We start from the raw sequence: 23,396 nt of genomic DNA, 5'->3' as shown, positions 1-23,396 counted from the left end.
AAAATATCGGGCGGAAGTGGACTCGAGTTGTAGGCGGTGTAAGCCATGAATGTAGGAATAAAGCGCGGATGAGCTGCTACAGGCCATTTTCAAGGCAAAAAAAGCCCCGCCAAATTGGCGGGGTTGAGGTACGAGCGTGGCGCTCGGAAAACATGGAGCGCGACAGACCCTCCGGTGAAGGAGGGCCGGTCGGTGTTACAGCAGGATGGTGCGGATGTCCGCCAGCAGGTCGCTCAGACGCTTGGTGAAGCGTGCAGCAGCGGCGCCGTTGATCACACGGTGATCGTAGGACAGCGACAGAGGCAGCATCAGTTTCGGCTGGAAGGCTTTGCCGTCCCAGACTGGCTGGATGGTTGCCTTGGAAACACCGAGGATCGCCACTTCCGGCGCGTTGACGATCGGCGTGAAGCCGGTGCCGCCAATGTGGCCGAGGCTGGAAATGGTGAAGCAGGCGCCTTGCATGTCGTCAGCGGTGAGCTTTTTGTCGCGGGCTTTGGCAGCCAGCGCAGCGGCTTCGGCTGCCAGTTGCAACAGGCTCTTCTGGTCGACGTTCTTGATGACCGGTACCAGCAGGCCTTCAGGGGTGTCGACCGCGAAGCCGATGTTCACGTACTTCTTGCGGATGATCGCCTTACCGCTTGGCGCCAGCGAACTGTTGAAGTCCGGCAGTTCCTTGAGCAGGTGCGCGCAGGATTTGAGCAGCAGCGGCAGGATGGTCAGCTTGACGCCAGCCTTCTCTGCAACGGCTTTCTGAGCAATACGGAACGCTTCCAGCTCGGTGATATCAGCCGAATCGAACTGAGTCACGTGAGGAATGTTCAGCCAGCTGCGATGCAGGCTCGACGCGCCGATTTGCATCAGGCGAGTCATCGGCACTTCTTCGGTTTCACCGAAGCGGCTGAAGTCCACGACCGGAATCGGCGGGATGCCCGCGCCGCCGGTTGCACCAGCCGCAGCGGCTGGAGCTTCCTTGGCCTTCTGCATCATGGCCTTGACGTAAACCTGCACGTCTTCCTTCAGGATGCGACCATGCGGACCGCTGGCGCCAACGGCGCTCAGCTCGACGCCGAACTCGCGGGCCAGTTGACGCACGGCCGGGCCGGCGTGAACTTTAGCGCCCGGCTTGGCTGGAGCGGCGGCCGGGGCAGCAGCAGGTGCAGCGGCCGCCGGAGCAGCAGCGGCAGGCGCAGGCGCGCTCGGAGCAGTTGCGGCTGGAGCCGGGGCTGCAGCAGGTGCCGCGCCTTTGACTTTCAGCTTCAGGATCAGGTCGCCAGTACCGACTTCGTCATCCAGCTTGATGGAAACGCTTTCCACCACGCCAGCGGCAGGCGATGGGATTTCCATGCTCGCCTTGTCGGATTCCAGGGTGATCAGCGACTGGTCGGCGGCGACGGTATCGCCAGCCTTGACCAGTACTTCGATGATCTTGGCCTTGCCCGCCGAACCGATGTCCGGGACGTGAATGTCCTGAACAGTGTCGGCAACCGGGGCTGCCGGAGCCGCAGCGGCTGGCGCCGGAGCAGCGGCAGCAGGCGCAGCTGCCTGGGCTGGCGCGGCCGCGGCTGGTGCAGCCGCACCCGCCACTTCCAGGTCCAGAATCAGGTCGCCGGTGCCGACTTCGTCGTTGAGCTTGACGCTGATGGCCTTCACCACGCCAGCGGCAGGCGATGGAATTTCCATGCTCGCCTTGTCGGATTCCAGGGTGATCAGCGACTGATCAGCCGCGACGGTGTCGCCGACCTTGACCTGAATCTCGATGATCTGAGCCTTGCCCGACGAACCGATGTCCGGCACGTGTACTTGCTGAACGCTGGCAGCAGCAGGCGCGGCGGCTGGAGCAGCTGGCGCTTTCGCGGCAGCAGGTGCAGCTTCAGCTTTGGCGGCTGGCGCAGCGGCAGCCGCAGGCGCCACAGCAGTGGCACCTTCGACTTCCAGCTCCAGCAGTTCGTCGCCTTCTTTCAGGCGATCACCCAGCTTCACTTTCAGGCTCTTGATGATACCGGCCTTCGGCGCAGGCACTTCCATGCTCGCCTTGTCCGACTCAAGTGTCAGGATGCTCTGGTCGGCTTCGATACGGTCGCCGACCTTCACAAACAGTTCAATTACTTCACCTTCACCGCTGCCGATGTCAGGTACGCGAATGAGTTCGCTCACAGAGTGTCTCCTCAGCAGTCCAGTGGGTTGCGTTTTTCCGGGTTGATACCGAACTTGGCGATGGCTTCAGCCACCACTTTAGGTTCGATATCACCACGGTCAGCCAAGGCTTCCAGGGCTGCCAACACCACGAAATGACGGTCGACTTCGAAGAAGTGACGCAGCTTCTTGCGGCTGTCACTGCGGCCGAAACCATCGGTGCCCAGGACTTTGAATTCCTTGGACGGGACCCACTGACGAATTTGTTCAGCGAACAGCTTCATGTAGTCGGTAGACGCGATGACCGGACCTTTACGGCCGTTCAGGCATTCTTCGACATAGCTCAGCTTAGGCTTCTGGCCAGGGTGCAGACGGTTGCTACGCTCAACGGCCAGGCCATCGCGACGCAGTTCGTTGAAGCTGGTAACGCTCCACACGTCGGCGCCGACGTTGAACTGTTCACGCAGGATCTTCGCCGCTTCACGGACTTCACGCAGGATGGTGCCGGAGCCCATCAGCTGCACGTGGTGCGCCGCTTCGCGGGTGTCTTCTTCGAGCAGGTACATGCCCTTGATGATGCCTTCCTCGACACCGGCCGGCATGGCTGGCTGCTGGTAGGACTCGTTCATCACGGTGATGTAGTAGAAGACATCCTGCTGCTCTTCGGTCATCTTCTTCATGCCGTCCTGGATGATCACCGCCAGCTCGTAGCCGTAGGTTGGATCGTAGGTGCGGCAGTTCGGGATGGTGGCAGCCAGGATGTGGCTGTGACCGTCTTCGTGTTGCAGGCCTTCACCGTTCAGCGTGGTCCGGCCGGCGGTGCCGCCGATCAGGAAGCCACGGGTGCGGCTGTCGCCAGCGGCCCAGGCCAGGTCGCCGATACGCTGGAAGCCGAACATCGAGTAGAAGATGTAGAACGGCAGCATTGGCTGGTTGTGGCTGGAGTACGAAGTACCGGCAGCAATGAAGGAGCTCATGGCGCCCGCTTCGTTGATGCCTTCTTCGAGGATCTGGCCCTTCTTGTCTTCTTTGTAGAACATCACCTGGTCTTTATCGACTGGCTCGTAGAGCTGGCCGACGGAGGAGTAGATGCCCAACTGACGGAACATGCCTTCCATACCGAAGGTACGGGCTTCGTCCGGGATGATCGGAACGATGCGCGGGCCGATTTCCTTGTCCTTGACCAGTTGCGCGAGGATCCGCACGAAGGCCATGGTGGTGGAGATTTCACGGTCGCCCGAACCGTCGAGGATAGCCTTGAGGGTATCGAGCGATGGGGTTGGAACACTGAAGCTCTGCGCGCGGCGCTGTGGCACGAAACCGCCCAATGCAGTGCGGCGCTCGCTCAGGTAACGGGCTTCGGCGCTGTTTGGTTCCGGTTTGAAGAACGGCAGGTTTTCCAGCTCTTCGTCTTTGACCGGAATGTCGAAGCGATCACGGAACAACTTCAGGCTGTCGACATCGACTTTCTTGGTGTTGTGCGCGGTGTTTTTCGCTTCGCCGGCACCGGTGCCATAACCCTTGATGGTTTTGGCCAGGATGACGGTCGGTTGTTCTTTGTGGTTGACCGCTTCGTGGTACGCCGCGTAGACCTTGTACGGGTCGTGGCCGCCACGGTTGAGTTTCCAGATTTCGTCGTCGGACAAGTCTGCAACCATCGCCTTGAGTTCTGGCGAGTTGAAGAAGTGTTCACGCACGAACGCGCCGTCTTTGGCTTTGTAGTTCTGGTACTCGCCGTCGATGACTTCGTCCATGCGGCGTTGCAGGATGCCGTCGACGTCTTTGGCCAGCAGTGGGTCCCAGAAACGGCCCCAGATGACTTTGGTCACGTTCCACTGAGCACCGCGGAATACGCCTTCGAGTTCCTGGATGATCTTGCCGTTGCCGCGAACCGGGCCATCAAGGCGCTGCAGGTTGCAGTTAATGACGAAGATCAGGTTGTCCAGCTTCTCGCGGCCAGCCAGCGAGATGGCACCCAGGGATTCCGGCTCGTCGCACTCGCCGTCGCCCAGGAAACACCAGACTTTTTGCTTGCCTTCCGGGATGAAACCACGGGCTTCCAGGTACTTCATGAAGCGTGCCTGGTAGATCGCCTGGATCGGGCCCAGACCCATGGATACGGTCGGGAACTGCCAGAAATCAGGCATCAGCCAAGGGTGCGGGTAGGACGACAGGCCCTGACCGTCCACTTCCTGGCGGAAGTTGTTCATCTGGTCTTCGGTGATGCGGCCTTCCATGAACGCGCGGGCGTAAACGCCTGGCGAGGTGTGGCCCTGGAAGTAGATCAGGTCGCCGCCGTGCTCGTCGGTCGGGGCCTGGAAGAAGTAGTTGAAGCCGATGTCATACAGGGTCGCACTGGAAGCGAAGCTGGAGATGTGACCACCCAGGTCAGAATCTTTCAGGTTCGTACGCATTACCATGGCCATCGCGTTCCAGCGTACCAACGAGCGAATGCGGCGTTCCATGAACAGGTCGCCAGGCATGCGTGCTTCGTGGGTAACGGGAATGGTGTTGCGGTACGGCGTGGTGATGGCGTAAGGGAGCTGCGAGCCGCTACGGGTCGCGAGTTCACCCATACGGGTCATCAGATAGTGAGCACGGTCTTCGCCTTCTTTGTCGAGAACCGATTCCAGGGCGTCCAGCCATTCCTGGGTTTCGACGGGATCGAGGTCTTGCATGGCTTGCTCCAGGGCGGAAAGGCTTCCAGAATCGGTTGCCTGAGTTTGCGACTGGCCTTGTGGGCAGACGATATAAATTCTTGGATTGCCGAGAGGTATGTTCCGGCGGCGTGTAGTTTTACTACAAATCATCGGGCATTTCAGCCTTTCGAATGTATAGACGAGTAGTAAAACTACAGATGATTGGCTTGTGGCCTCCGGCTGCGTTGTGAGAATAATCGTTAAGGTTGGTCTTTTGCCAACCAAAAAAGGTGAAGGCTTGATGATCGCTGCCAAAAATAAACAAATTTCAGCTATTTCTAACCTTTGTTCGGCAGTCGGTCAGGTAGCGCATTTTCACGAATCACTACATGCAGCCCTTCACACGCCGATCAAGGATAGACCATGAGCCTCCCTTCGCTTGCCGAACTGCCCGGCGTACTCCTGCCATTTGTCACCCGTGCCGAGCAGTCGTTCCGTACGGCCGTCGCGGTGCTTGCCGACGATCATGGCTTGGCTGCCTGGACGCCTGAGCGCTGGGCGCAATTTGCCCGCGTCACCGCCGCCAGCGACTTTGTCATTGAACAGAGTGTGCGTGACCCTTTGATGTTGCTGGAGCTGGTGCAGTCCGGCGAACTGGATCGCGCCTTTGCGCCGGGCGAGTTGTGCGCGCAGATTGCGACGGCGGTGAGCACCGCCGAAACCGACGACCAACTCGGCCGCGCCCTGCGTCGCCAGCGTGCACGCCAGCAAGTGCGGATTATTTGGCGCGACCTGACTCGCCAGGCCGATCTGATCCAGAGCTGTCGCGACCTCTCGGACATGGCCGATGCCAGCATCGATCAGGCCTATCAGTGGTTGTATCAGCGCCATTGCCAGCAGTTCGGCACGCCCACCGGGCGGCGTAGCGGGGAGCCGCAGCAAATGGTCGTCCTCGGCATGGGCAAGCTCGGCGCCGTGGAGCTGAACCTGTCGTCGGACATCGACCTGATCTTCGCCTACCCCGAGGGCGGCGAAACCGTCGGCGTGAAGCGGTCGCTGGATAACCAGGAGTTTTTCATTCGCCTCGGCCAGCGGCTGATCAAGGCCCTGGACCCGATGACCGTTGACGGCTTCGTGTTCCGCGTCGACATGCGCTTGCGGCCTTACGGCTCGTCCGGCGCGCTGGTGCTGAGCTTCAATGCGCTGGAACAGTATTACCAGGATCAGGGCCGCGACTGGGAACGCTACGCGATGATCAAGTCGCGCGTGGTGGCCGGCGATCAAGTGGCGGGCGCGCAACTGCAAGAAATGCTGCGCCCGTTCGTTTACCGACGTTATCTGGACTTCTCAGCCATCGAAGCGCTGCGCACCATGAAGCAGTTGATCCAGCAGGAAGTCCGGCGCAAGGGCATGGCCGACAACATCAAGCTGGGTTCCGGTGGCATTCGTGAAGTCGAATTTATCGCCCAGGCCTTCCAGTTGATTCACGGTGGCCGCGACCTGAGCCTGCAGCAGCGTCCTTTATTAAAAGTACTGAGCACCCTCGAAGGTCAGGGTTACCTGCCGGCGGCGGTGGTCAGCGAATTGCGTGAAGCCTACGAATTTCTGCGTTACACCGAACACGCGATCCAGGCCATTGCCGACCGCCAGACTCAGATGCTGCCGGATGGCGAACAGGATCAGGCGCGCATTGCCTTTATGCTCGGGTTTGCCAATTGGACGGCATTCCACGAACAGCTGATGTACTGGCGCGGCCGGGTGGCCTGGCACTTTGCTCAGGTGATCGCCGATCCCGATGAAGAGGACGGCGCCGAGAGCGAAGTGGTGGTCGGCGGCGAATGGCTGCCGCTGTGGGAAGAAGCCCAGGACGAGGAGGCCGCGTGCCGTCAGCTGGAGGAGGGTGGTTTCGCCGATGCCTCCAAGGCGCTGAAAGCCTTGGCCAGTCTGCGTGGCAGTCCGCAATTGCGCGCCATGCAGCGTCTGGGGCGTGAGCGCCTCGATGCTTTTATTCCGCGTTTGCTGGCTCAGGCCGTGGAACACGCCAATCCCGATCTGGTGCTGGAGCGGGTGCTGCCACTGGTGGAAGCCGTGGCGCGTCGTTCCGCCTATCTGGTGCTGTTGACCGAGAACCCCGGCGCCCTGCGCCGCTTGCTGACGCTATGCGCCGCGAGCCCGTGGATTGCTGAACAGATCACGCGCTTCCCGTTGTTGCTCGACGAGTTGCTCAACGAAGGCCGGTTATTCAAGCCACCGCTGGCGCCGGAACTGGCGGCCGAGTTGCGCGAGCGTTTGACGCGGATTCCCGAAGACGACCTCGAACAACAAATGGAAGCCCTGCGGCATTTCAAACTGGCGCACCGCTTGCGCGTCGCCGCCTCGGAAATCGCCGGCAGCCTGCCCTTGATGAAGGTCAGTGATTACCTGACCTGGCTTGCCGAAGCGATCCTCGAACAAGTGCTGGCCCTGGCCTGGCGCCAGACCGTGGCCAAGTACGGCACGCCGCTGCGCACCGACGGCAGCTTGTGCGACCCTGGTTTCATCATTGTCGGTTACGGGAAAGTCGGCGGTCTGGAGTTGGGGCACAGTTCGGACCTGGATCTGGTGTTCATCCACGACGGTGATCCGCAGGCCGAAACCGACGGGCCGAAGCCTATTGACGGCGCACAGTTTTTTACCCGGCTCGGGCAGCGCATCATTCATTTGCTGACGGCGCAGACCAACTCTGGTCAGCTGTATGAAGTGGACATGCGCCTGCGGCCGTCTGGTGCGTCTGGTTTGCTGGTGAGTTCCCTGGGGGCGTTTGCCCGGTATCAGGAAAACGAAGCCTGGACTTGGGAGCACCAGGCGCTGGTGCGGGCGCGGGTGCTGGTGGGCAGTCAGGATGTCGGCCAGGCTTTCGAGAAGGTTCGCGCGGCGGTATTGGCCAAGCCGCGGGACCTGCCGACCTTGCGCCAGGAGGTCAGCGAGATGCGCGCCAAGATGCGCGATAATCTCGGCAGCAAGAGCACTGCGGCGGGCACCGCGGCAAATGCCTTCGAGGCCACGGCGCCGTTCGATCTCAAGCAGGACGCCGGAGGTATCGTCGATATTGAATTTATGGTGCAATACGCGGCTCTGGCATGGTCTGAGGCGCATCCGTCATTGCTGCGCTATACCGACAATATCCGTATTCTGGAAGGGCTGGAGGAGGTCGGGCTGATGCCCGCCGAAGACGCCAGCCTGTTGCGTGAAGCCTATAAGGCCTATCGCTCCGCCGCTCACCGGGAGGCCTTGCAGAAGGACGCCGGTGTGATACCGGGCGACCAGTTCGTGGATGAACGACGGCAGGTAATGCGTATCTGGCGTGAGCTGGGGTTAAGCTGAAACGGGATATTTGCAACACCTGATACCCCTGTGGGAGCGAGCCTGCTCGCGATGAGGCCGTCACATTCAACATTTATGCTGACTGTCAGGCCGCGATCGCGAGCAGGCTCGCTCCCACACTGGATCTGCGGTGTTTGGTAGATTGAAGGCGCTAAGCTGTATCGCATGGATGTGCACAAAATTGATCCGACGAGCCCCAATCAGCTCGTCCAAATGACCTGACGGTTCACCCCGCAGGTGCTGGATTCTCGAGGCGGGGAGGCGTATGCCTCCCCGGCTCGTTTTTGGAAACCACATGAAAATTCTGATCGTTGGGCCCAGTTGGGTCGGTGACATGGTGATGGCGCAGACACTTTTTCAGTGTCTCAAACAGCGTCACCCGCAATGCGAAATCGACGTGCTGGCCCCCGAGTGGAGCCGGCCGATCCTCGAGCGTATGCCCGAAGTGCGCCAGGCCTTGAGCTTCCCGCTCGGCCACGGCGTGCTGGAGCTGGCGACGCGTCGGCGCATCGGTAAATCCCTGGTCGGTCAGTACGACCAGGCCATCCTGCTGCCCAATTCCCTGAAGTCGGCATTGGTACCGTTTTTTGCCGGTATCCCGAAACGCACTGGCTGGCGTGGCGAATTTCGCTACGGCCTGCTCAATGACGTGCGTACGCTCGACAAAGAACGTTACCCGCTGATGATCGAGCGGTTCATGGCTCTGGCCTTTGAGCCCGGCGTCGAGTTGCCGAAACCGTATCCACGGCCGAGCCTGCAGATCGACCCGGTGACCCGCGATGGCGCACTGGCCAAATTCGGTCTGGCCCTCGACCGTCCGGTGTTGGCGCTGTGCCCCGGCGCCGAGTTCGGCGAGTCCAAGCGCTGGCCGTCCGAGCACTACGCCAAGGTCGCCGAAGCGAAGATCCGTGAAGGCTGGCAGGTCTGGCTGTTCGGCTCGAAAAACGATCATGCGGTGGGCGAAGACATTCGCGCGCGGTTGATTCCCGGTCTGCGTGAAGAGTCGGTGAACCTCAGTGGCGACACTTCCCTGGCCGAGGCCATCGATCTGCTGTCTTGCGCTGACGCCGTGGTCTCCAACGACTCCGGCCTGATGCACGTGGCTGCCGCGCTGAACCGCCCGTTGGTGGCGGTGTACGGCTCGACGTCGCCGGGTTTCACGCCACCGTTGGCCGAGCACGTCGAAATCGTGCGCCTGGGCATCGAGTGCAGTCCGTGCTTCGATCGCACCTGCCGTTTCGGTCATTACAATTGCTTGCGCCAGCTCATGCCCAAAGCGGTGAACGAAGCCTTGCAGCGGTTGCTGGGCACTGTGGTCGAGGTCAAATAGTTTGCGGGTACTGTTGATCAAGACTTCTTCGCTGGGCGATGTGATTCACGCGTTGCCAGCGTTGACCGACGCGGCGCGGGCGATCCCCGGCATCACGTTCGACTGGGTGGTGGAAGAAGGCTTCGCCGAGATTCCGACCTGGCACCCGGCCGTGGGCAAGGTGATTCCGGTGGCGATCCGTCGCTGGCGCAAGAACATCTGGCAGACCCTCAAGAGTGGCGAGTGGAAGCGCTTCAAACAAAGCATTCGCGCGACGAAATATGACTTGGTGATCGATGCCCAGGGTCTGCTGAAAAGCGCGTTGCTGACTCGCTACGCCAAAGCTCCGGTGGCCGGGCTGGACAAGAACTCGGCCCGCGAACCGATCGCTGCGCGCTTCTATTCCCGGCGTCTGGCCGTGGCCCGTGGGCAGCATGCGGTCGAGCGAGTGCGTCAGTTGTTCGCGGTGGCCTTGGGTTACGACCTGCCTAAGGGGCTGGGCGACTACGGCCTGAGCGTCGAGCGGCTGGTGGAATTGCCGCGCAAGAATCCGTACGTGGTGTTTCTCCACGGCACCACCTGGGACACCAAACACTGGCCCGAAGCCTACTGGCGCGAGCTGGCCGAGCGGGTAGGGTATCTCGGCGTGGCTGTGAAGCTGCCGTGGGGCAATCCGGTCGAAAAGGCCCGCGCCGAACGCATCGCCAAAGACATGAAGCACGTCGAAGTGCTGCCCAAGCTGAACCTGGCGGGGGTCGGCAAAGTCCTGGCCGGAGCGCAAGCCTGCGTAGCGGTGGACACCGGGCTCGGTCATCTCGCTGCGGCGCTGGACGTGCCGACCCTGTCGCTGTTCGGCCCGACCAACCCGGGCCTGACCGGCGCGTACGGCAAGTCGCAGATTCACATGGCCAGCGACTTTCCCTGCGCTCCGTGCCTGCAAAAGAAATGCACCTATCAACCGACGGCCGACGATGCCCGTCGGTTCGACCTGAAACGCGAGTGGCCCCTGTGCTTCACGCGTCTGAATCCCGAGCGTGTCGCGAGCCGACTGAGCACGTTGTTACTGGCTGAGGAGCTGCGCTGATGCAATTGGCATTTGTCCTGTACAAATATTTTCCGTTTGGTGGCTTGCAGCGCGATTTCATGCGCATTGCCCTCGAATGCCAGCAGCGAGGCCACCAGATTCGCGTCTACACGCTGATCTGGGAAGGCGATATTCCACCGGGTTTCGAAGTGCTGGTGGCACCGGTGAAGGCATTCTTCAATCATCGACGCAACGAGAAGCTCACCGAGTGGATGGAGGCCGATCTGGCCAAGCGTCCGGTGGACCGCCTGATCGGTTTCAACAAGATGCCGGGCCTGGACGTGTACTACGCCGCCGACGGCTGCTTCGAAGACAAGGCGCAAAACCTGCGCAACTCGCTGTACCGTCGCTGGGGCCGCTACCGGCACTTCGCCGAGTACGAGCGCGCGGTGTTCGCCAAGGATGCCAAGACCGAAGTGCTGATGATTTCCGAAGTTCAGCAGCCGCTGTTCATCAAGCATTACGCCACGCCGATCGAACGTTTCCATCTGTTGCCACCGGGCATCGCCCAGGACCGTCGTCGCCCCTCGAACGCAGATGAAATTCGCGCCGGGTTCCGCGCCGAGTTCAACCTGAAGGACGATGAACTGCTGCTGGTGCAGATCGGCTCCGGGTTCAAGACCAAAGGCGTGGACCGCAGCCTCAAGGCGCTGGCCGCCTTGCCCGCCGAACTGAAAAAGCGCACCCGGCTGTTTGTAATTGGCCAGGACGACCCCAAAGTATTCCAGTTGCAGAGCGCCACATTGGGGCTCGGCGACAACGTGCAGTTCCTTAAGGGACGCAGCGATATCCCGCGTTTCCTGCTCGGTGCCGATCTGTTGATCCACCCGGCGTACAACGAAAACACCGGCACGGTGCTGCTGGAAGCGGTGGTGGCCGGCTTGCCGGTGCTGGTGAGCGCGGTGTGCGGGTACGCCCATTACATCGCCGAGGCCGACGCTGGTCTGGTGCTGGACGAACCCTTCGATCAGGCACAACTGACGCAGCACCTGACCGGCATGTTGAACGACGCAAATGCACGGGCGGCCTGGAGCCGCAACGGTGTGGCTTTCGCCGAGACGGCCGACCTCTACAGCATGCCGCAGCACGCGGCCGATGTGATTCTGGCGGAGCACGCTTAATGAAGTTGATGCTGGCTGAACCGTTCAAGAGCCTCTGGGCCGGACGCGATCCGTTCGCTGAAGTCGAGGGCCTCAAGGGCGAGGTGTACCGCGAGCTTGAAGCGCGCCGGACACTGCGTACCGAAGTGGACGGTCACGGGTTCTTCGTGAAAATCCACCGTGGCATTGGCTGGGGTGAGATCTTCAAGAACCTGCTGACCGCCAAGCTGCCAGTGCTTGGCGCGGGCCAGGAGTGGAAGGCCATTCAGCGGCTGCAAGAAGTTGGCGTGCCGACCATGACCGCCGTCGCTTACGGCGAAAAGGGCAGCAATCCGGCGGACCAGCATTCGTTCATCGTCACTGAAGAACTGGCGCCCACCGTCAGCCTCGAAGATTTCAGCATCGACTGGGTCAAGCAGCCGCCCGAGCCAAAACTCAAGCGCGCCTTGATCGCCGAAGTCGCGCGCATGACCGGCATGATGCACCGCGCCGGGGTCAACCACCGCGACTGCTACATCTGCCACTTCCTGCTGCACACCGACAAACCGGTGACAGCCGACGACTTCAAGCTGTCGGTGATCGATCTGCACCGTGCTCAGACCCGTCCGACGATTACCCGGCGCTGGCGCAACAAAGACCTGGCGGCGCTGTATTTTTCGGCGCTCGACATTGGCCTGACCCGTCGCGACAAGCTGCGTTTCCTCAAGGGTTACTTCCAGCAGCCCCTGCGCCAGATTCTGGCTGAAGAAGCGGGGCTGCTGGCATGGCTCGAAGGCAAGGCCAACAAGCTCTACGAGCGTAAGCAGCGATACGGGGATGCGCTCTGATGTCGGGTTGGACACTGGAACCTGCTTACAGCGATCTGGCAGAAGACTTCGGCAGTCTTGACGCGGTATTCGCGCTCAAGGGCGAGCGACTGACCCGTGATCCACTGTCCGAGGTCATTCGCGTCCAGCGCAATGGCGTCAACTATTACGTCAAGCGCTACGTCGGCGCCGGCAAAGGCCTGCGCCGTTACTTGGGCAAGCCGCGGGTGAAAGCCGAGTGGCAGAACCTCAAGCGTTTCGCCAAGTGGGGCATTCCCACCGCCGAAGTAGTGGCCTGGGGGCTGGAACGGCGCGGCGTGACATACGACCGTGGGGCGATGATCACACGTGAACTGCCCCATACCGAAGACTTGTCCGCCCTGGCTGACCGGCATGATCCGAAGCTGGCGGACCGCGCCTGGGTCGACAACATCAGTCGACAGCTGGCGGGCTATACCCGGACCATGCACGACCATCGTTTTACCCATAACGATTTGAAGTGGCGCAACCTGCTGATCGACGATGAGCCCCGACTGTTTCTGATCGACTGCCCCAACGGTGATTTCTGGCGCGGCTTCTGGCTCAAATACCGGATCACCAAGGACCTGGCTTGTCTGGACAAAGTGGCCAAATATCACCTGTCGGCCACCCAGCGCCTGCGCTTTTACCTGCAATACCGCCAATGCACCCGGCTCGATGCCGCCGACAAGAAGCGGATTCGGCACGTGGTGAGATTTTTCGAGGGACGCGAATGACTGATTTTCTGGCTGCTGAAGACCGTGCGTTACTCGAGCGTCATGGCCTCGGCACCTTCGACGCGCTCTGGGCCAAACAGCTCGAAGCCGTGGATGAACCCAACACCGGTCGGGGTGGCTGGAGCAGTGTGTTTCGGCTGGAACTGGAAGGTCAAGGCTATTACCTCAAACGCCAGAGCAACTACCTGACACGCACATTTCATTCGCCTTTTGGCGAACCGAGTTTTGCCCGTGAGTTTCGCAACATCAGTCGTTATCAGAAACTGGGTATACCGGCGCTGCAGGCGGCGTTTTTCGGTGAGCGCAAAGTCGACGGTGAAACCCGGGCGATTCTGCTGACCCGCGCGCTGGACGGTTGGGATGACCTGGATTCGCTGTTGCAGCGCTGGTCCGACCTGAGCGCGGTGCAGCATTCGGCGATTCTGAAAGCCTGTGGGCAGCTGGCGCGACGCCTGCACGAGATGCATCAACTCCATGGTTGCTTCTATCCCAAGCACATTTTTCTCCAGGCCACCGGTGACGGTTATCAGGCTCAGTTGATCGACCTGGAAAAAACTCGTCCGCTGTTTTTTGGTCAACGTGATCGGGTCAAGGACCTGGACCCGTTGCTGCGTCGGGCGCCGGAATGGAGCGAAAGTCAGCTGCGCGAGTTGTTGGCGGTTTATCTGGATCAGCCATTGAACAGTTCGCTGGTGGACAGTTGGGTATCGCGCTTGAGTGCGCGGCGCAGTCAAAAGGAGGCGCGTTGATGCGTTTGTCCGAACTGAAACACGCTGGCCGCAGCCCAAGCCTGCCGCTGAACATTCCGTTGGCCGATGCGGCAGGGCCTGCGGAGCTACAGTTGCTGAGTCTGCTGCGGGTGTTGCCTGGGCAGCGCTACGTTGGTGCCGGAGTCTGGCGCGGCCGGCCGGTGTTGGCCAAGTTGCTGGTCGGCGGTAAAGCGGCGCGGCACTTCAAACGTGAACTGGACGGCGTGCGTTTGCTCGCCGCTCAGGGGCTGACCACGCCTTTGTTATTGGCTGATGGCCTGAAGGATGGCGAAGGCGGCTGGTTGTTGTTCGATTTCCTTGAGGGCGCCGAGAGCCTTGGGGATGCCTGGAAACAGGTTGAACACTTACCTGTGCTGGCGGATGAACAATCCGCGGTGCTGGCCGAGGCGTTGGGGGCCATTGGGCAGTTGCACAGCAAAGGCCTGTGGCAGGAAGACTTGCACCTGGACAACCTGCTGCGCCATGGCGGTCAGTTGTATTTGATCGATGGCGCCGGGATCTGTGCCGAGACAGCTGGCAAGCCACTGTCACAGCAGAAAGTCCTGGAAAATCTCGGGGTGTTTTTTGCCCAGTTGCCCAAATCGCTGGAACCCTTCACCGAAGAGTTGCTGGTGTATTACCTGTTGGGAAACGGCGAGCATGCCTTGCCCATGGAAGCGTTGCAGAAGCAGATCGACAAGGTCCGTCGTTGGCGTTTGAAGGATTTTCTGATCAAGGTCGGCCGCGAATGCACGTTGTTCAGCGTCCAGCGCGGAGCGTTCGGCTTGCGGGCGATTCGCCGTGAAGAAGAGACCGCAATGCTGCCGGTGCTGGAACAGGCCGATGCCTTGCTCGATCAAGGCCATCTGTTCAAGACCGGCGGCGCGGCGAGCGTCGGCAAGGTCGAGGTGGCTGGTCGCACATTAGTGGTCAAGCGCTACAACATCAAAGGCTTTGCCCATTGGCTCAAACGTTTCTGGCGCCCGAGCCGCGCCTGGCACTCATGGCGTGAAGGCAATCGCCTGGCATTCCTGGGTATCGCCACGCCCAAGCCGTTGGCGTTACTGGAGACGCGCTTTCTCTGGCTGCGCAGCCGGGCGTACCTGGTGACCGAGTATTTGCCGGGGCCGGACATCATCGAGCGGTTTGCGCCGTACGTGGAAAGCGGCGAAGCGCCGCAAGCGGAGTTGCAGGCTCTGGATCACCTGTTCGCCGATCTGATTCGCGAGCGGATCAGTCATGGCGATCTCAAGGGTCATAACCTGTTTTGGCAGCAGGATCGCTGGGCGCTGATCGATCTGGATTCGATGTGTCAGCATGGTTCGGTCAGTAGCTTTGCCCCGGCGTACGCACGGGATCGTGCGCGATTCATGCGTAACTGGCCTGAGAGCAGTGCGCTGTATCAGGTGATTGATCAGCGTTTGCCTAAAGTCATTTCCAGCGCTGCCTGAATCGGGGCTTCGCCCCTTTCGCGAGCAAGCCCGCTCCCACAGGTACCGTGGCGTGCACAAGCTTTGTGTATGGCGCGATCACGGTGGGAGCGGGCTTGCCCGCGATGGCGGCAGATCAGTCTCCCGAGATCTAGAGGACAAGTTCTTATGAACCGTCCTACATGATCTACAGACCCCATGAACTGTGCCCTGAATAGCCACGATGCTAGTTTGCCTGACGTTCTCGGAGGGCAGATTTTGACGATAAAAATGGCTGTGTTGTTGAGCACTTTCTCACTGGCGCTATCCGGCTGCGGAACCGCTGTCACAGTGCTGCAGGATGACGAGGAGGCCGCCCGTGGTCTCAGAAAACAAAAAACCTACTGCCAGTCCATCCCTCGCATCTATAGCGGTCTGGCCCACGACTTCTGTCTTCTGCATGCTCCGCCTGATCCCACCGGTATTCTGGTGCCATTCGTATTGCTGGATCTGACCTTGTCTGGTGCGCTGGACACGGTTGCCTTGCCGTACACAATTTACCGGCAGGCAACCGACGGCAATATCAGGATTTACTGGCGCCCGGGTCGCGGATGAGCGCAGGCGAGCGCGTGGGCTCGACGTCATCTTCACGGCGCTGATAAGGGCAGGGTCATTCCCGCCACGTTTACGCTATAATCCCGCCCTTTAGCTGTCTCTCGCCCCTTGCGAGGGCACATCAATTTTTGAGGCGCGTTGCGCCTGCATGCAGACTAAAGAGGCTAGACCCCTGTGGCATTGACGATTCTTGGCCTGTCCGGCGCCCTTAGCCATGATCCTTCCGCAGCCCTGTACATCGACGGCAAGCTGGTCGCGGCGGCTGAAGAAGAGCGCTTCGTACGCGATAAACATGCAAAGAACCGCATGCCTTACGAGTCGGCGAAGTTCTGCCTCGAGCAGGCTGGCATCAAGCCGTCCGACGTTGACGTGGTGGCGATTCCATTCGCACCGATCAGCCTGTTCGGCAAGGCTCGCTGGCACTACGCCAAGCGTTACTGGTACGCCCCGGACCGCGCCCTCGACGCGATCCTGATGGGCAACCGTCGCTACAAGCGCTATCGCAACAAGATTGTCTGGTGCCTCGAGCAACTGGGTTTCGATCCGAAGAAAATCAAGATCGAGCCGGTCGAGCACCACCTTGCCCACGCCTCCAGTGCCTACCACTGCTCCGGTTTCAAAGAGAAAACCGCGATTCTGGGGATCGACGGCAAGGGCGAGTACGCCACGACCTTTTTCGGCTACGGCGAAAACGGCAAGATCCACAAGATCAAGGAATTCTTCGATCCGGACTCCCTCGGCGGCCTGTACGGCGCGATCACCGAGTTCCTCGGTTTCGAAATGCTCGACGGTGAGTTCAAGGTCATGGGCATGGCGCCGTACGGTGACGCCAGCAAATACGATTTCTCGCGTCTGGCCTCGTTCGAGAACGGCGAGCTGGTGATCAACACCGACTACGCCAACGTCATCGGCCTGCGTCGCTATAAAGAGAAGGGCAAAGGTTTCTACTTCTCGCCGAAGCTGATCGAGTGGCTGGGGCCCAAGCGCGAAGGCGACATCGCCGATGAGCCGTACATTCATTACGCCGCGAGCATGCAAGCGCTGTTCGAGAAGCTGGCGTTGCAGATGATCGACCATTACCTGGGCGATGTGCTCAAGGAAACCGGCAAACTGGCCTTCGCCGGTGGCTGTGCGTTGAACGTCAAGCTGAACCAGAAAATCATTGCTCGCGATGACATCAAAGAGCTGTTCGTTCAGCCTGCATCCGGCGATGCCGGTACCGCGGTTGGCGCTGCGGCTTACGTGTCCCACGCCCGTGGTGTTCCGGTCGAGAAGATGGAACACGTCTACCTCGGCCCGTCCTATAGCAACGAAGACGTTATCGCCGCTTGTGCCCGTCACCCGAGCAAGCCGGCCTGGCGCAAGCTTGAGAACATGCCGGAAAGCATCGCCAAGATCATGGTCGACGGCAACCCGGTGGCCTGGTTTCAGGGGCGCATGGAGTTCGGTCCGCGCGCCTTGGGCGGTCGTTCGATCATCGGTTGCCCGAGCGCTGTCGGCGTGGCTGACCGGATCAACCACCAGATCAAGTTTCGCGAGCGCTGGAGGCCTTTCTGCCCGTCGATGCTCGACACCGTTGCACCGCAGATGATCAAGATCGATCACCCGGCACCGTTCATGACCTTCACCTTCGAAGTGGCTGAAGAGTGGAAAACCCGCGTGCCGGAAGTCGTCCACGAAGACGGCACATCCCGGGCCCAGGTGCTCAAGCGCGAATACAACCCGCGCTACTACGACATGATGAAGGCGCTGGAAGTGCTGACCGGTAACGGCGTGTCGCTGAACACGTCGCTCAACCGTCGTGGCGAGCCGATGATCTGCTCGCCGACCGATGCCTTGAACATGTTCTTCGGTTCCGACCTGCAATACCTGATCATGGAAGACATTTTGGTGGTCAAAGAAGGCGCGGACGGGTATGCAGTTGACTGACGTGCTGATCAGTGTCGTTATTCCAGCTTATAACTACGCCAAAACCCTGCCGCGTGCGGTGAAATCGGTGTTGGCGCAGTTGGGTGATGCCCAGGCTGAGTTGCTGGTGATCGATGACGGCTCCACTGACGCGACGCCGCAAGTTCTGGAGCAGCTCCTGACTGAACATGCCGGATGCTTTAGAGCTCTGCGCAAACCCAATGGCGGTTTGTCTTCGGTGCGTAATCGCGGGATCGAGGAGGCTCGGGGGCAGTATCTGATCTTCCTCGATGCTGATGATGAGATGGCGCCTGGTGCGCTGGCTGCGTTGACCCGGCATATCTCCAGCCATCCTGACAGCCGTTTGATCATTGGCGGTCACTGGTCGGTATTCGACGACGGTCGTCGTGTCCAGCACGCCGTCAAATCCTTGCCAGCCACCCCGCGCGAGCGTGTGCGTGGCTACTTGCTGGACAAGACGGTATCGCTATCCAACGGCGCCTGCGCGATGCATCGCGAAGTGTTTGCGCCGGGCAACTATCCTGAACAGCTGCGCAACGTTGAAGATATTCCGGTGTTTGCTCAGGTGCTGGCGCGTTTCCCGTGCAGTGTGCTCGATCAACCGCTGGCGCTGATTTACAAGCATGGCGACAGCATGCGCCATGACCTCAAGCAAAGCCTGGCGGCGGGGGTTGGAATGGTTGACGAGGTATTTTCCCCGGTGCGCATGCCTCAAGAGTTGCAGGACTTGCGCCAGGCTTTCCTGGCTCAGCGCTGCCTGTCATTGTTTCGCGATTGCTACAGTGCCGGCGATTATGTCCACGCCAAGGCTTTTTACGCCCGCGCCGTGCGCGCCGATCTGCGCTCGCTCACGCGCTGGTCCTATACCCGCAAGGCCATCCGGTTGTTGTTCAAGTGAGCGCACCCCCGTCTGACGCAAGTGTGTTTCAGGCTGAAGGATGCTGGACACAAAAAGCGCGTGAGCTGGACCGTTACCGCTGGAAGCTGCTGCGCGAGCGTCATGGTCGCTGTGGTAGCCTTTTGCGCCTGGTTCGTGATGTGCTGGTGGATGTGGCGGTCGGGGTACGCGCGAAGGCGTGCTTGAGTGGTTCGGTCGTCGCTACGCCCTGTGAGGTGCTGTTGCTGCATTCGGCGCCAAAGTCCATGGCGTTGCAGCGCAAGAATATTCTGATTGAGGGTCTGCGCAAGCGCGGGCACCACCTGACAGAGGCAGCGTTACGTTCTCCGTCGGACGCCTGCGCCCAGCGCATGCTCCTGGCGCCGCCGCAGTCTGTGCCGCTGCGTTATCTGGTGTACGCCGCCCATGCACAGTGGTTGGTGATGACGTATTCGCCCAAGGTGCTGATCAACGAACGCAACGGTAGTCTTCATGCGCCGTTCTTGCGCTTGGCATTGGCTGCGCGCGGGGCCCGACTGCTGCAACTGGCCCATGCCACGACGTTGGAGTCTTCACGACGACTGGGGATGAACGATTACGACTATTACGGCGTCTTTGGCCATAGTTCGCTGGTCGCTTTGCAAGAAAGAACATTGAGGTTCGGTGAGTCGACGGTGGTACTGATCGGTTCTTACCTCGCCGATGAAACTTATGATCTGCCAGTTGCCGATCCTGCTCTCCGGACGTTGTTAATTCTGGGGGTGGGTCCTGATCGGGAAAAAGAGCCGGGCTACCAGCGCACTTATCAGTTATTGCGCGACTGGGCCGGGCAGCATCCGCATTATCGCGTGCTGTTCAAGCGTCATCCGCGCAGCAAGGCGCAATTCTGGTGCGATGCCGCTGCGCAGTTAGCCAACATCGACTTGCTGGATAGCAAGTGTTCACTGGCGCACGCTCTGGCGCAGGCCAGCGTTGTCGTCAATATCATGTCCAATGCTGGTATCGAGGCAGGGCTGGCGGGGCGGCCGGTAATCCATGTGAATGCGGGCAGCGATGTGGATATCTTCTCTCACTCACTGTTTTTTGGGCCACAAGTGCGCGATGAACATGAGTTTTCCCGCCAGTTGCAAGCGCTTGAGCAGGATTATCCGGGGCATGTGGCCCAGGCCCGGCGTTTTGCCGATTACCACTTGGTATACGGCTCTCAGGGATTGGCAAAGACCATTCAGCTGGTTGATAACTTGCTGCGCGGCGTAGACCCTGCGCGTGACTTCGAGACCTTCAGGCTGTCTGCCGCCGGCTGACACTGGCGGCTTAAGGGCTTAAGGGCTTAAGGGCTTAAGGGCTTAAGGGCTTAAGGGCTTAAGGGAGTGAGCGCCAGGCTCAGTTCCCGTCCATTGCACACACGTTGATGGTTCAGGTAGTGCTCAAGGAACTGGTTGTCCTTGAGTAGCCACTCGCGATCCTGGCGATAGCGCAGCATATGCTTGAAATTGCGCAGGCGCAGGCCTTTGCGCAGTGGCTTGCGATAGGTGCGCAGGTCGGCGATGTCGATCAGCCCGAGTGTATTTTCAGGCGTCAATACCACATTGCCCAGGTGCGCGGAGCGAAAGTAGATGCCGTTCTCATGCAGGCGTGCAATGAACTCACCCAGTTGTGCCCGAAGAGATTCGTTATTGTCGGTGCCCAGCAACTGACGCAGAGTGCGACCGGGTAGGGGGTCGTAATGCACGGCATCGCGCTCGATGCTGGGGATGCGATAAATCTGGCGAACCGTCGGGCATTCGATATTGCATTCGCGCAGTGCTCGGCAGTTGTCGGCGAAGCGCCGGGCGTAAGGCGCCCAAAGCGCAGAAGTCAGCAGGCGTTTACGGCGAAACAGCTTGAGCATCGAGCCATCGGCCAGGCACAAGACTTTATCCCCTTTACCATCGGCCTCGAGAACGTCGGCGCCCTCGCGCATGTTGAGATAAGCGGTATGGTCGAGCGTTTGCATCAAGGCTCCAAGGCTTGGCCTGATGGGATGGGCAGCCGGCTATGTTACCGCAGTGCGCATGCTGCAAAAAACCGCTGTGGTACAATCGCCTCACTTTTTAAGAGGCAGTTGCCCGTTCACGGGGTTGCCTGGGGCAATACCACAGAGTGCTTGCTTCTGATTTCTGGTTTTATACTTCTATACGCGGACGGGCGAATAACAGGGTGTTGATGTCTGCGGACTTGTCGCACGTGGTTATATTGCGCTTTGGCGGGTGGATGCGGCCTATTTTTTGGACACCCTATGACGACAATGCTGTTCATTTCCCTGGCCAAACATCAAGGCCTCTATTTCAATCGGTTACTCAATGAGACCGAGCTGCAAGGTAAAGTCGTTACCCCACCACAGATGCCCTGGCCAAGGTTGTTGCATGCATCCAGAGTGCTTTCGCGAATCGACTGGCCGAGCCTGATCGAAGAAAAATGCGAGGAGCGGCGCGTCAAGAACAAAAACGATGGTCGCTTGTATCGTCTGTTGTTACGTCTTGAGCTGATTTGGATGGCGTTACGCGCTCAGGCGTTGCTTGATCGCGAGCACCCCGATGCGCTGGTGTTCTGGAATGGTTCCCACCGCTACTGCCGATTGCTGACGGCCTTGGCGCCGCCGGGTTGTAAGACTTTCTTCTTCGAGAACGGTTTGCTGCCCGACACCACAACCGTTGATCCGCAGGGCGTGAACTACCTGAACGCCGTTCCGCGTGAGGCCGGTTTTTACCTCAACTATCCTTATCCCGTGCCTGAAAATCAGGCAGTGCCCGTGCTGATTCCACGCCAGCCTCGTACCAGTGGCCCGACACCGATTGTGCTGCCGGAGCAGTTCGTCTTTATTCCGTTCCAGGACGACCGCGATAGTCAGGTTCGGCTGTTTTCTCCCTGGATCAAAAACATGCGCGAGATGTTCGCCTTGGGCGAGCGCTTGGCCAAAGAGACTGGATTGACAGTGGTGTTCAAGGAGCATCCATCCAGTCGCGAAACGTATCCTGAGTTGCATGAGCGTACTCACGAGCGTCTGTTGTTCGCCAACGGCAACGCCACTCAGCAGTTGATCGAGTCCAGCCAGTTTGTGATCACGCTGAACTCGACGGTTGGCCTGGAAAGCCTGCTTTTGGGTAAGCCCGTGCTCACCCTGGGTCAGGCTTTTTTCAATATCGAAGGGCTGGTAATGCATGCCGATAACGCCGAGCAGGTGGTGGAACTGGCGCGCGCATTCCCGCAATGGCCACTCGATGAGCGGTTGAGGCGTAACTTTCTCCATTACCTCTCTGAACACTACTGTATCAAGGGTGGCTGGAAGAACGCCGACAAGGCCCAGTTGCAGCGGGTCGCCAATCGAATGCTGGGTAAAGCCGAGTGCTGACAGGAATGAAGAAATTTTTCGGTAAGGATGTCCTGGGAATGTGGGCATCTATCGGTTTTCTTGTGCTGCTGTGTGGGGCGTGGGTACTGCCGGACAACAAGCTTTATCACCAAATGTTGATTTTCCTGCTGTGGCTGCCTGCCTTGTTGGCGCTGTTCCATCGGGATTTTCGCGCGATGCTCAAGCAACCGGAGTGCGTCCTCTTTGCTATCTTCGCGGCATGGACGTTATTGGTGCTGATGGTTGAGGGCGGCAATAACATTTTCGGCAAAAGCAAAGTGACGCTCTATGTGGCCCTTACCCTGTTGGGCGTGCTACTGGCTGCACAGAACCGCAAGTGGCGGTTCGAGTCCATGTTGTTGTACGCATCGATTATTGGCGGTTTTTTTGCTGCAGCTTCCTGGGTCTACTTTTATGACGTGTCCGCTCAACCTTTCAGCGGCAGGCTGATTGCCATTGGCCTGTGGGACACTGCAATCATGGCCGCGCATGCGGTGGGGGCCTTGCTGATTCTTGGCGTCTTCACGTTGCAGACCAAGCGCTTCAATCCCTGGGCGATGGTGTTGCTGCTGATTCCGGCGCTGGGATATGCGCTATTCCTGGGCTTTAGCCAAACACGCGGTGTGTGGATCGGCTTGCTGGCCTGTCTATTCGTGATGGGAGTGGCGCGACCGTCGCGCCTGGGAGGCGGGCTGATCATTCTGGTGGTCCTGGGGTTGGCGTCCATTGCTGTATTCAAGCCGGACATCCTCTTGCAGCGTGGCGTTTCTTTTCGTCCCGAGCTATGGAACGGCGGCGTGCAATTGATGCTGGATCATTGGGCGATGGGGTTGGGATTCCATGAATACCTGATTCCTGTCCCTGAAATCGGACAGGCATTCAAACATCCCCATAACCTGTTCCTGGATATCGGTGTGCGTCTGGGTGTACCTGGGCTACTGCTATTCGGCTGGCTGTGGCTGGCGGTTGGCTGGCGTGGCTGGGTTTCGCGCGCGCAGCCACTGGGGCAGGTGTTGCTGGCACTCTGGGTGTTTTCCGGGGCGTCATTGATGACCGATGGCATTGGTCTCTGGCTCAAACCCAATGCGGACTGGTTGATCACCTGGTTGCCGATTGCCTTGAGTATCGTGTTGGCCACTCGTGGGAGCAATGAAAGCAAAGGTTCCGTCTGGAGTGTTTCAACCCCTGATGTTCCCGGTCCGGTAGCGAAGTGCTAAAGCGTTTTCGGCACCTCGTC

General features: G+C 59.7%; 17 protein-coding genes. 14 read left to right on the top strand and 3 right to left on the bottom strand.

What is annotated here, in order from left to right; genetic code table 11:
- Positions 1–195: 195 nt before the first annotated feature.
- Together aceF and aceE are read right to left on the bottom strand one after the other, a co-directional pair.
- On the bottom strand, positions 196–2,154 hold the full coding sequence (aceF, locus tag PSH88_RS28015) for a dihydrolipoyllysine-residue acetyltransferase (RefSeq protein ID WP_305423975.1): 1,959 nt from the start codon (positions 2,152–2,154) through the stop codon (positions 196–198).
- 11 nt (positions 2,155–2,165) lie between these two features.
- The gene (gene aceE, locus PSH88_RS28010; protein WP_305423973.1) at positions 2,166–4,811 is read right to left on the bottom strand and encodes a pyruvate dehydrogenase (acetyl-transferring), homodimeric type; all 2,646 of its coding nucleotides are present in this window, start codon (positions 4,809–4,811) and stop codon (positions 2,166–2,168) included.
- Between the two features lie 384 nt (positions 4,812–5,195).
- Here aceE and glnE point away from each other — a divergent pair, with 384 nt between their 5' ends.
- The 12 genes from glnE (at position 5,196) to PSH88_RS27950 (ending at position 20,072) form a co-directional block, all read left to right on the top strand.
- Positions 5,196–8,135, top strand: coding sequence for a bifunctional [glutamate--ammonia ligase]-adenylyl-L-tyrosine phosphorylase/[glutamate--ammonia-ligase] adenylyltransferase (gene glnE / locus PSH88_RS28005; protein WP_305423972.1), 2,940 nt, complete (start codon positions 5,196–5,198; stop codon positions 8,133–8,135).
- 295 nt (positions 8,136–8,430) lie between these two features.
- Positions 8,431–9,465 carry a lipopolysaccharide heptosyltransferase II gene (gene waaF / locus PSH88_RS28000; protein WP_305423971.1) on the top strand — a complete coding sequence of 345 codons (1,035 nt, stop codon included), beginning with the start codon at positions 8,431–8,433 and terminating at the stop codon, positions 9,463–9,465.
- A 1-nt stretch (position 9,466) separates the two neighbouring features.
- Positions 9,467–10,528: a lipopolysaccharide heptosyltransferase I gene (gene waaC / locus PSH88_RS27995; protein ID WP_305423970.1), complete on the top strand. Its 1,062-nt coding sequence runs from the start codon at positions 9,467–9,469 to the stop codon at positions 10,526–10,528.
- Positions 10,528–11,649: a glycosyltransferase family 4 protein gene (locus PSH88_RS27990; protein ID WP_305423968.1), complete on the top strand. Its 1,122-nt coding sequence runs from the start codon at positions 10,528–10,530 to the stop codon at positions 11,647–11,649. The genes waaC and PSH88_RS27990 overlap by 1 nt, the downstream gene beginning before the upstream one ends.
- Positions 11,649–12,455, top strand: a complete 807-nt coding sequence (rfaP, locus tag PSH88_RS27985; RefSeq protein ID WP_305423966.1) for a lipopolysaccharide core heptose(I) kinase RfaP — start codon at positions 11,649–11,651, stop codon at positions 12,453–12,455. The genes PSH88_RS27990 and rfaP overlap by 1 nt, the downstream gene beginning before the upstream one ends.
- Complete coding sequence (locus PSH88_RS27980; protein ID WP_305483423.1) at positions 12,455–13,189, top strand: lipopolysaccharide kinase InaA family protein; 735 nt, start codon at positions 12,455–12,457, stop codon at positions 13,187–13,189. The genes rfaP and PSH88_RS27980 overlap by 1 nt, the downstream gene beginning before the upstream one ends.
- On the top strand, positions 13,186–13,938 hold the full coding sequence (locus PSH88_RS27975; protein ID WP_305423964.1) for a lipopolysaccharide kinase InaA family protein: 753 nt from the start codon (positions 13,186–13,188) through the stop codon (positions 13,936–13,938). The genes PSH88_RS27980 and PSH88_RS27975 overlap by 4 nt, the downstream gene beginning before the upstream one ends.
- Entirely contained in the window at positions 13,938–15,389 is a 1,452-nt protein-coding gene (locus tag PSH88_RS27970) for a lipopolysaccharide kinase InaA family protein (protein WP_305423963.1), read from the top strand. The genes PSH88_RS27975 and PSH88_RS27970 overlap by 1 nt, the downstream gene beginning before the upstream one ends.
- A gap of 237 nt (positions 15,390–15,626) precedes the next feature.
- Positions 15,627–15,962 (top strand): YceK/YidQ family lipoprotein, encoded by a 336-nt coding sequence (locus tag PSH88_RS27965; protein ID WP_123721730.1) that lies wholly within the window; start codon positions 15,627–15,629, stop codon positions 15,960–15,962.
- Positions 15,963–16,136: 174 nt separating this feature from the next.
- Complete coding sequence (locus PSH88_RS27960) at positions 16,137–17,891, top strand: carbamoyltransferase family protein (protein ID WP_305423962.1); 1,755 nt, start codon at positions 16,137–16,139, stop codon at positions 17,889–17,891.
- A complete protein-coding gene (locus PSH88_RS27955) occupies positions 17,878–18,789 on the top strand; it encodes a glycosyltransferase family 2 protein (protein ID WP_305423960.1) in 912 nt (303 codons plus the stop codon). The genes PSH88_RS27960 and PSH88_RS27955 overlap by 14 nt, the downstream gene beginning before the upstream one ends.
- A 23-nt stretch (positions 18,790–18,812) precedes the next feature.
- On the top strand, positions 18,813–20,072 hold the full coding sequence (locus PSH88_RS27950) for a capsule biosynthesis protein (protein ID WP_305483422.1): 1,260 nt from the start codon (positions 18,813–18,815) through the stop codon (positions 20,070–20,072).
- 50 nt (positions 20,073–20,122) lie between these two features.
- Here the strand turns inward: PSH88_RS27950 and PSH88_RS27945 are convergent, their stop codons facing one another.
- Positions 20,123–20,764: a BUD32 family EKC/KEOPS complex subunit gene (locus PSH88_RS27945; RefSeq protein ID WP_305423957.1), complete on the bottom strand. Its 642-nt coding sequence runs from the start codon at positions 20,762–20,764 to the stop codon at positions 20,123–20,125.
- Between the two features lie 282 nt (positions 20,765–21,046).
- Here PSH88_RS27945 and PSH88_RS27940 point away from each other — a divergent pair, with 282 nt between their 5' ends.
- Together PSH88_RS27940 and PSH88_RS27935 are read left to right on the top strand one after the other, a co-directional pair.
- Positions 21,047–22,159 (top strand): capsular polysaccharide export protein, LipB/KpsS family, encoded by a 1,113-nt coding sequence (locus tag PSH88_RS27940; RefSeq protein WP_305423955.1) that lies wholly within the window; start codon positions 21,047–21,049, stop codon positions 22,157–22,159.
- Positions 22,160–22,197: 38 nt separating this feature from the next.
- Positions 22,198–23,376, top strand: coding sequence for an O-antigen ligase family protein (locus PSH88_RS27935; RefSeq protein ID WP_305423953.1), 1,179 nt, complete (start codon positions 22,198–22,200; stop codon positions 23,374–23,376).
- The last annotated feature ends 20 nt before the right edge of the window (positions 23,377–23,396 follow it).

The organism is Pseudomonas wuhanensis (assembly GCF_030687395.1).
Classification (GTDB): domain Bacteria; phylum Pseudomonadota; class Gammaproteobacteria; order Pseudomonadales; family Pseudomonadaceae; genus Aquipseudomonas; species Aquipseudomonas wuhanensis.
Note: the sequence above shows the minus strand (reverse complement) of the source record. Positions and strands in the feature narration are given on the sequence as shown.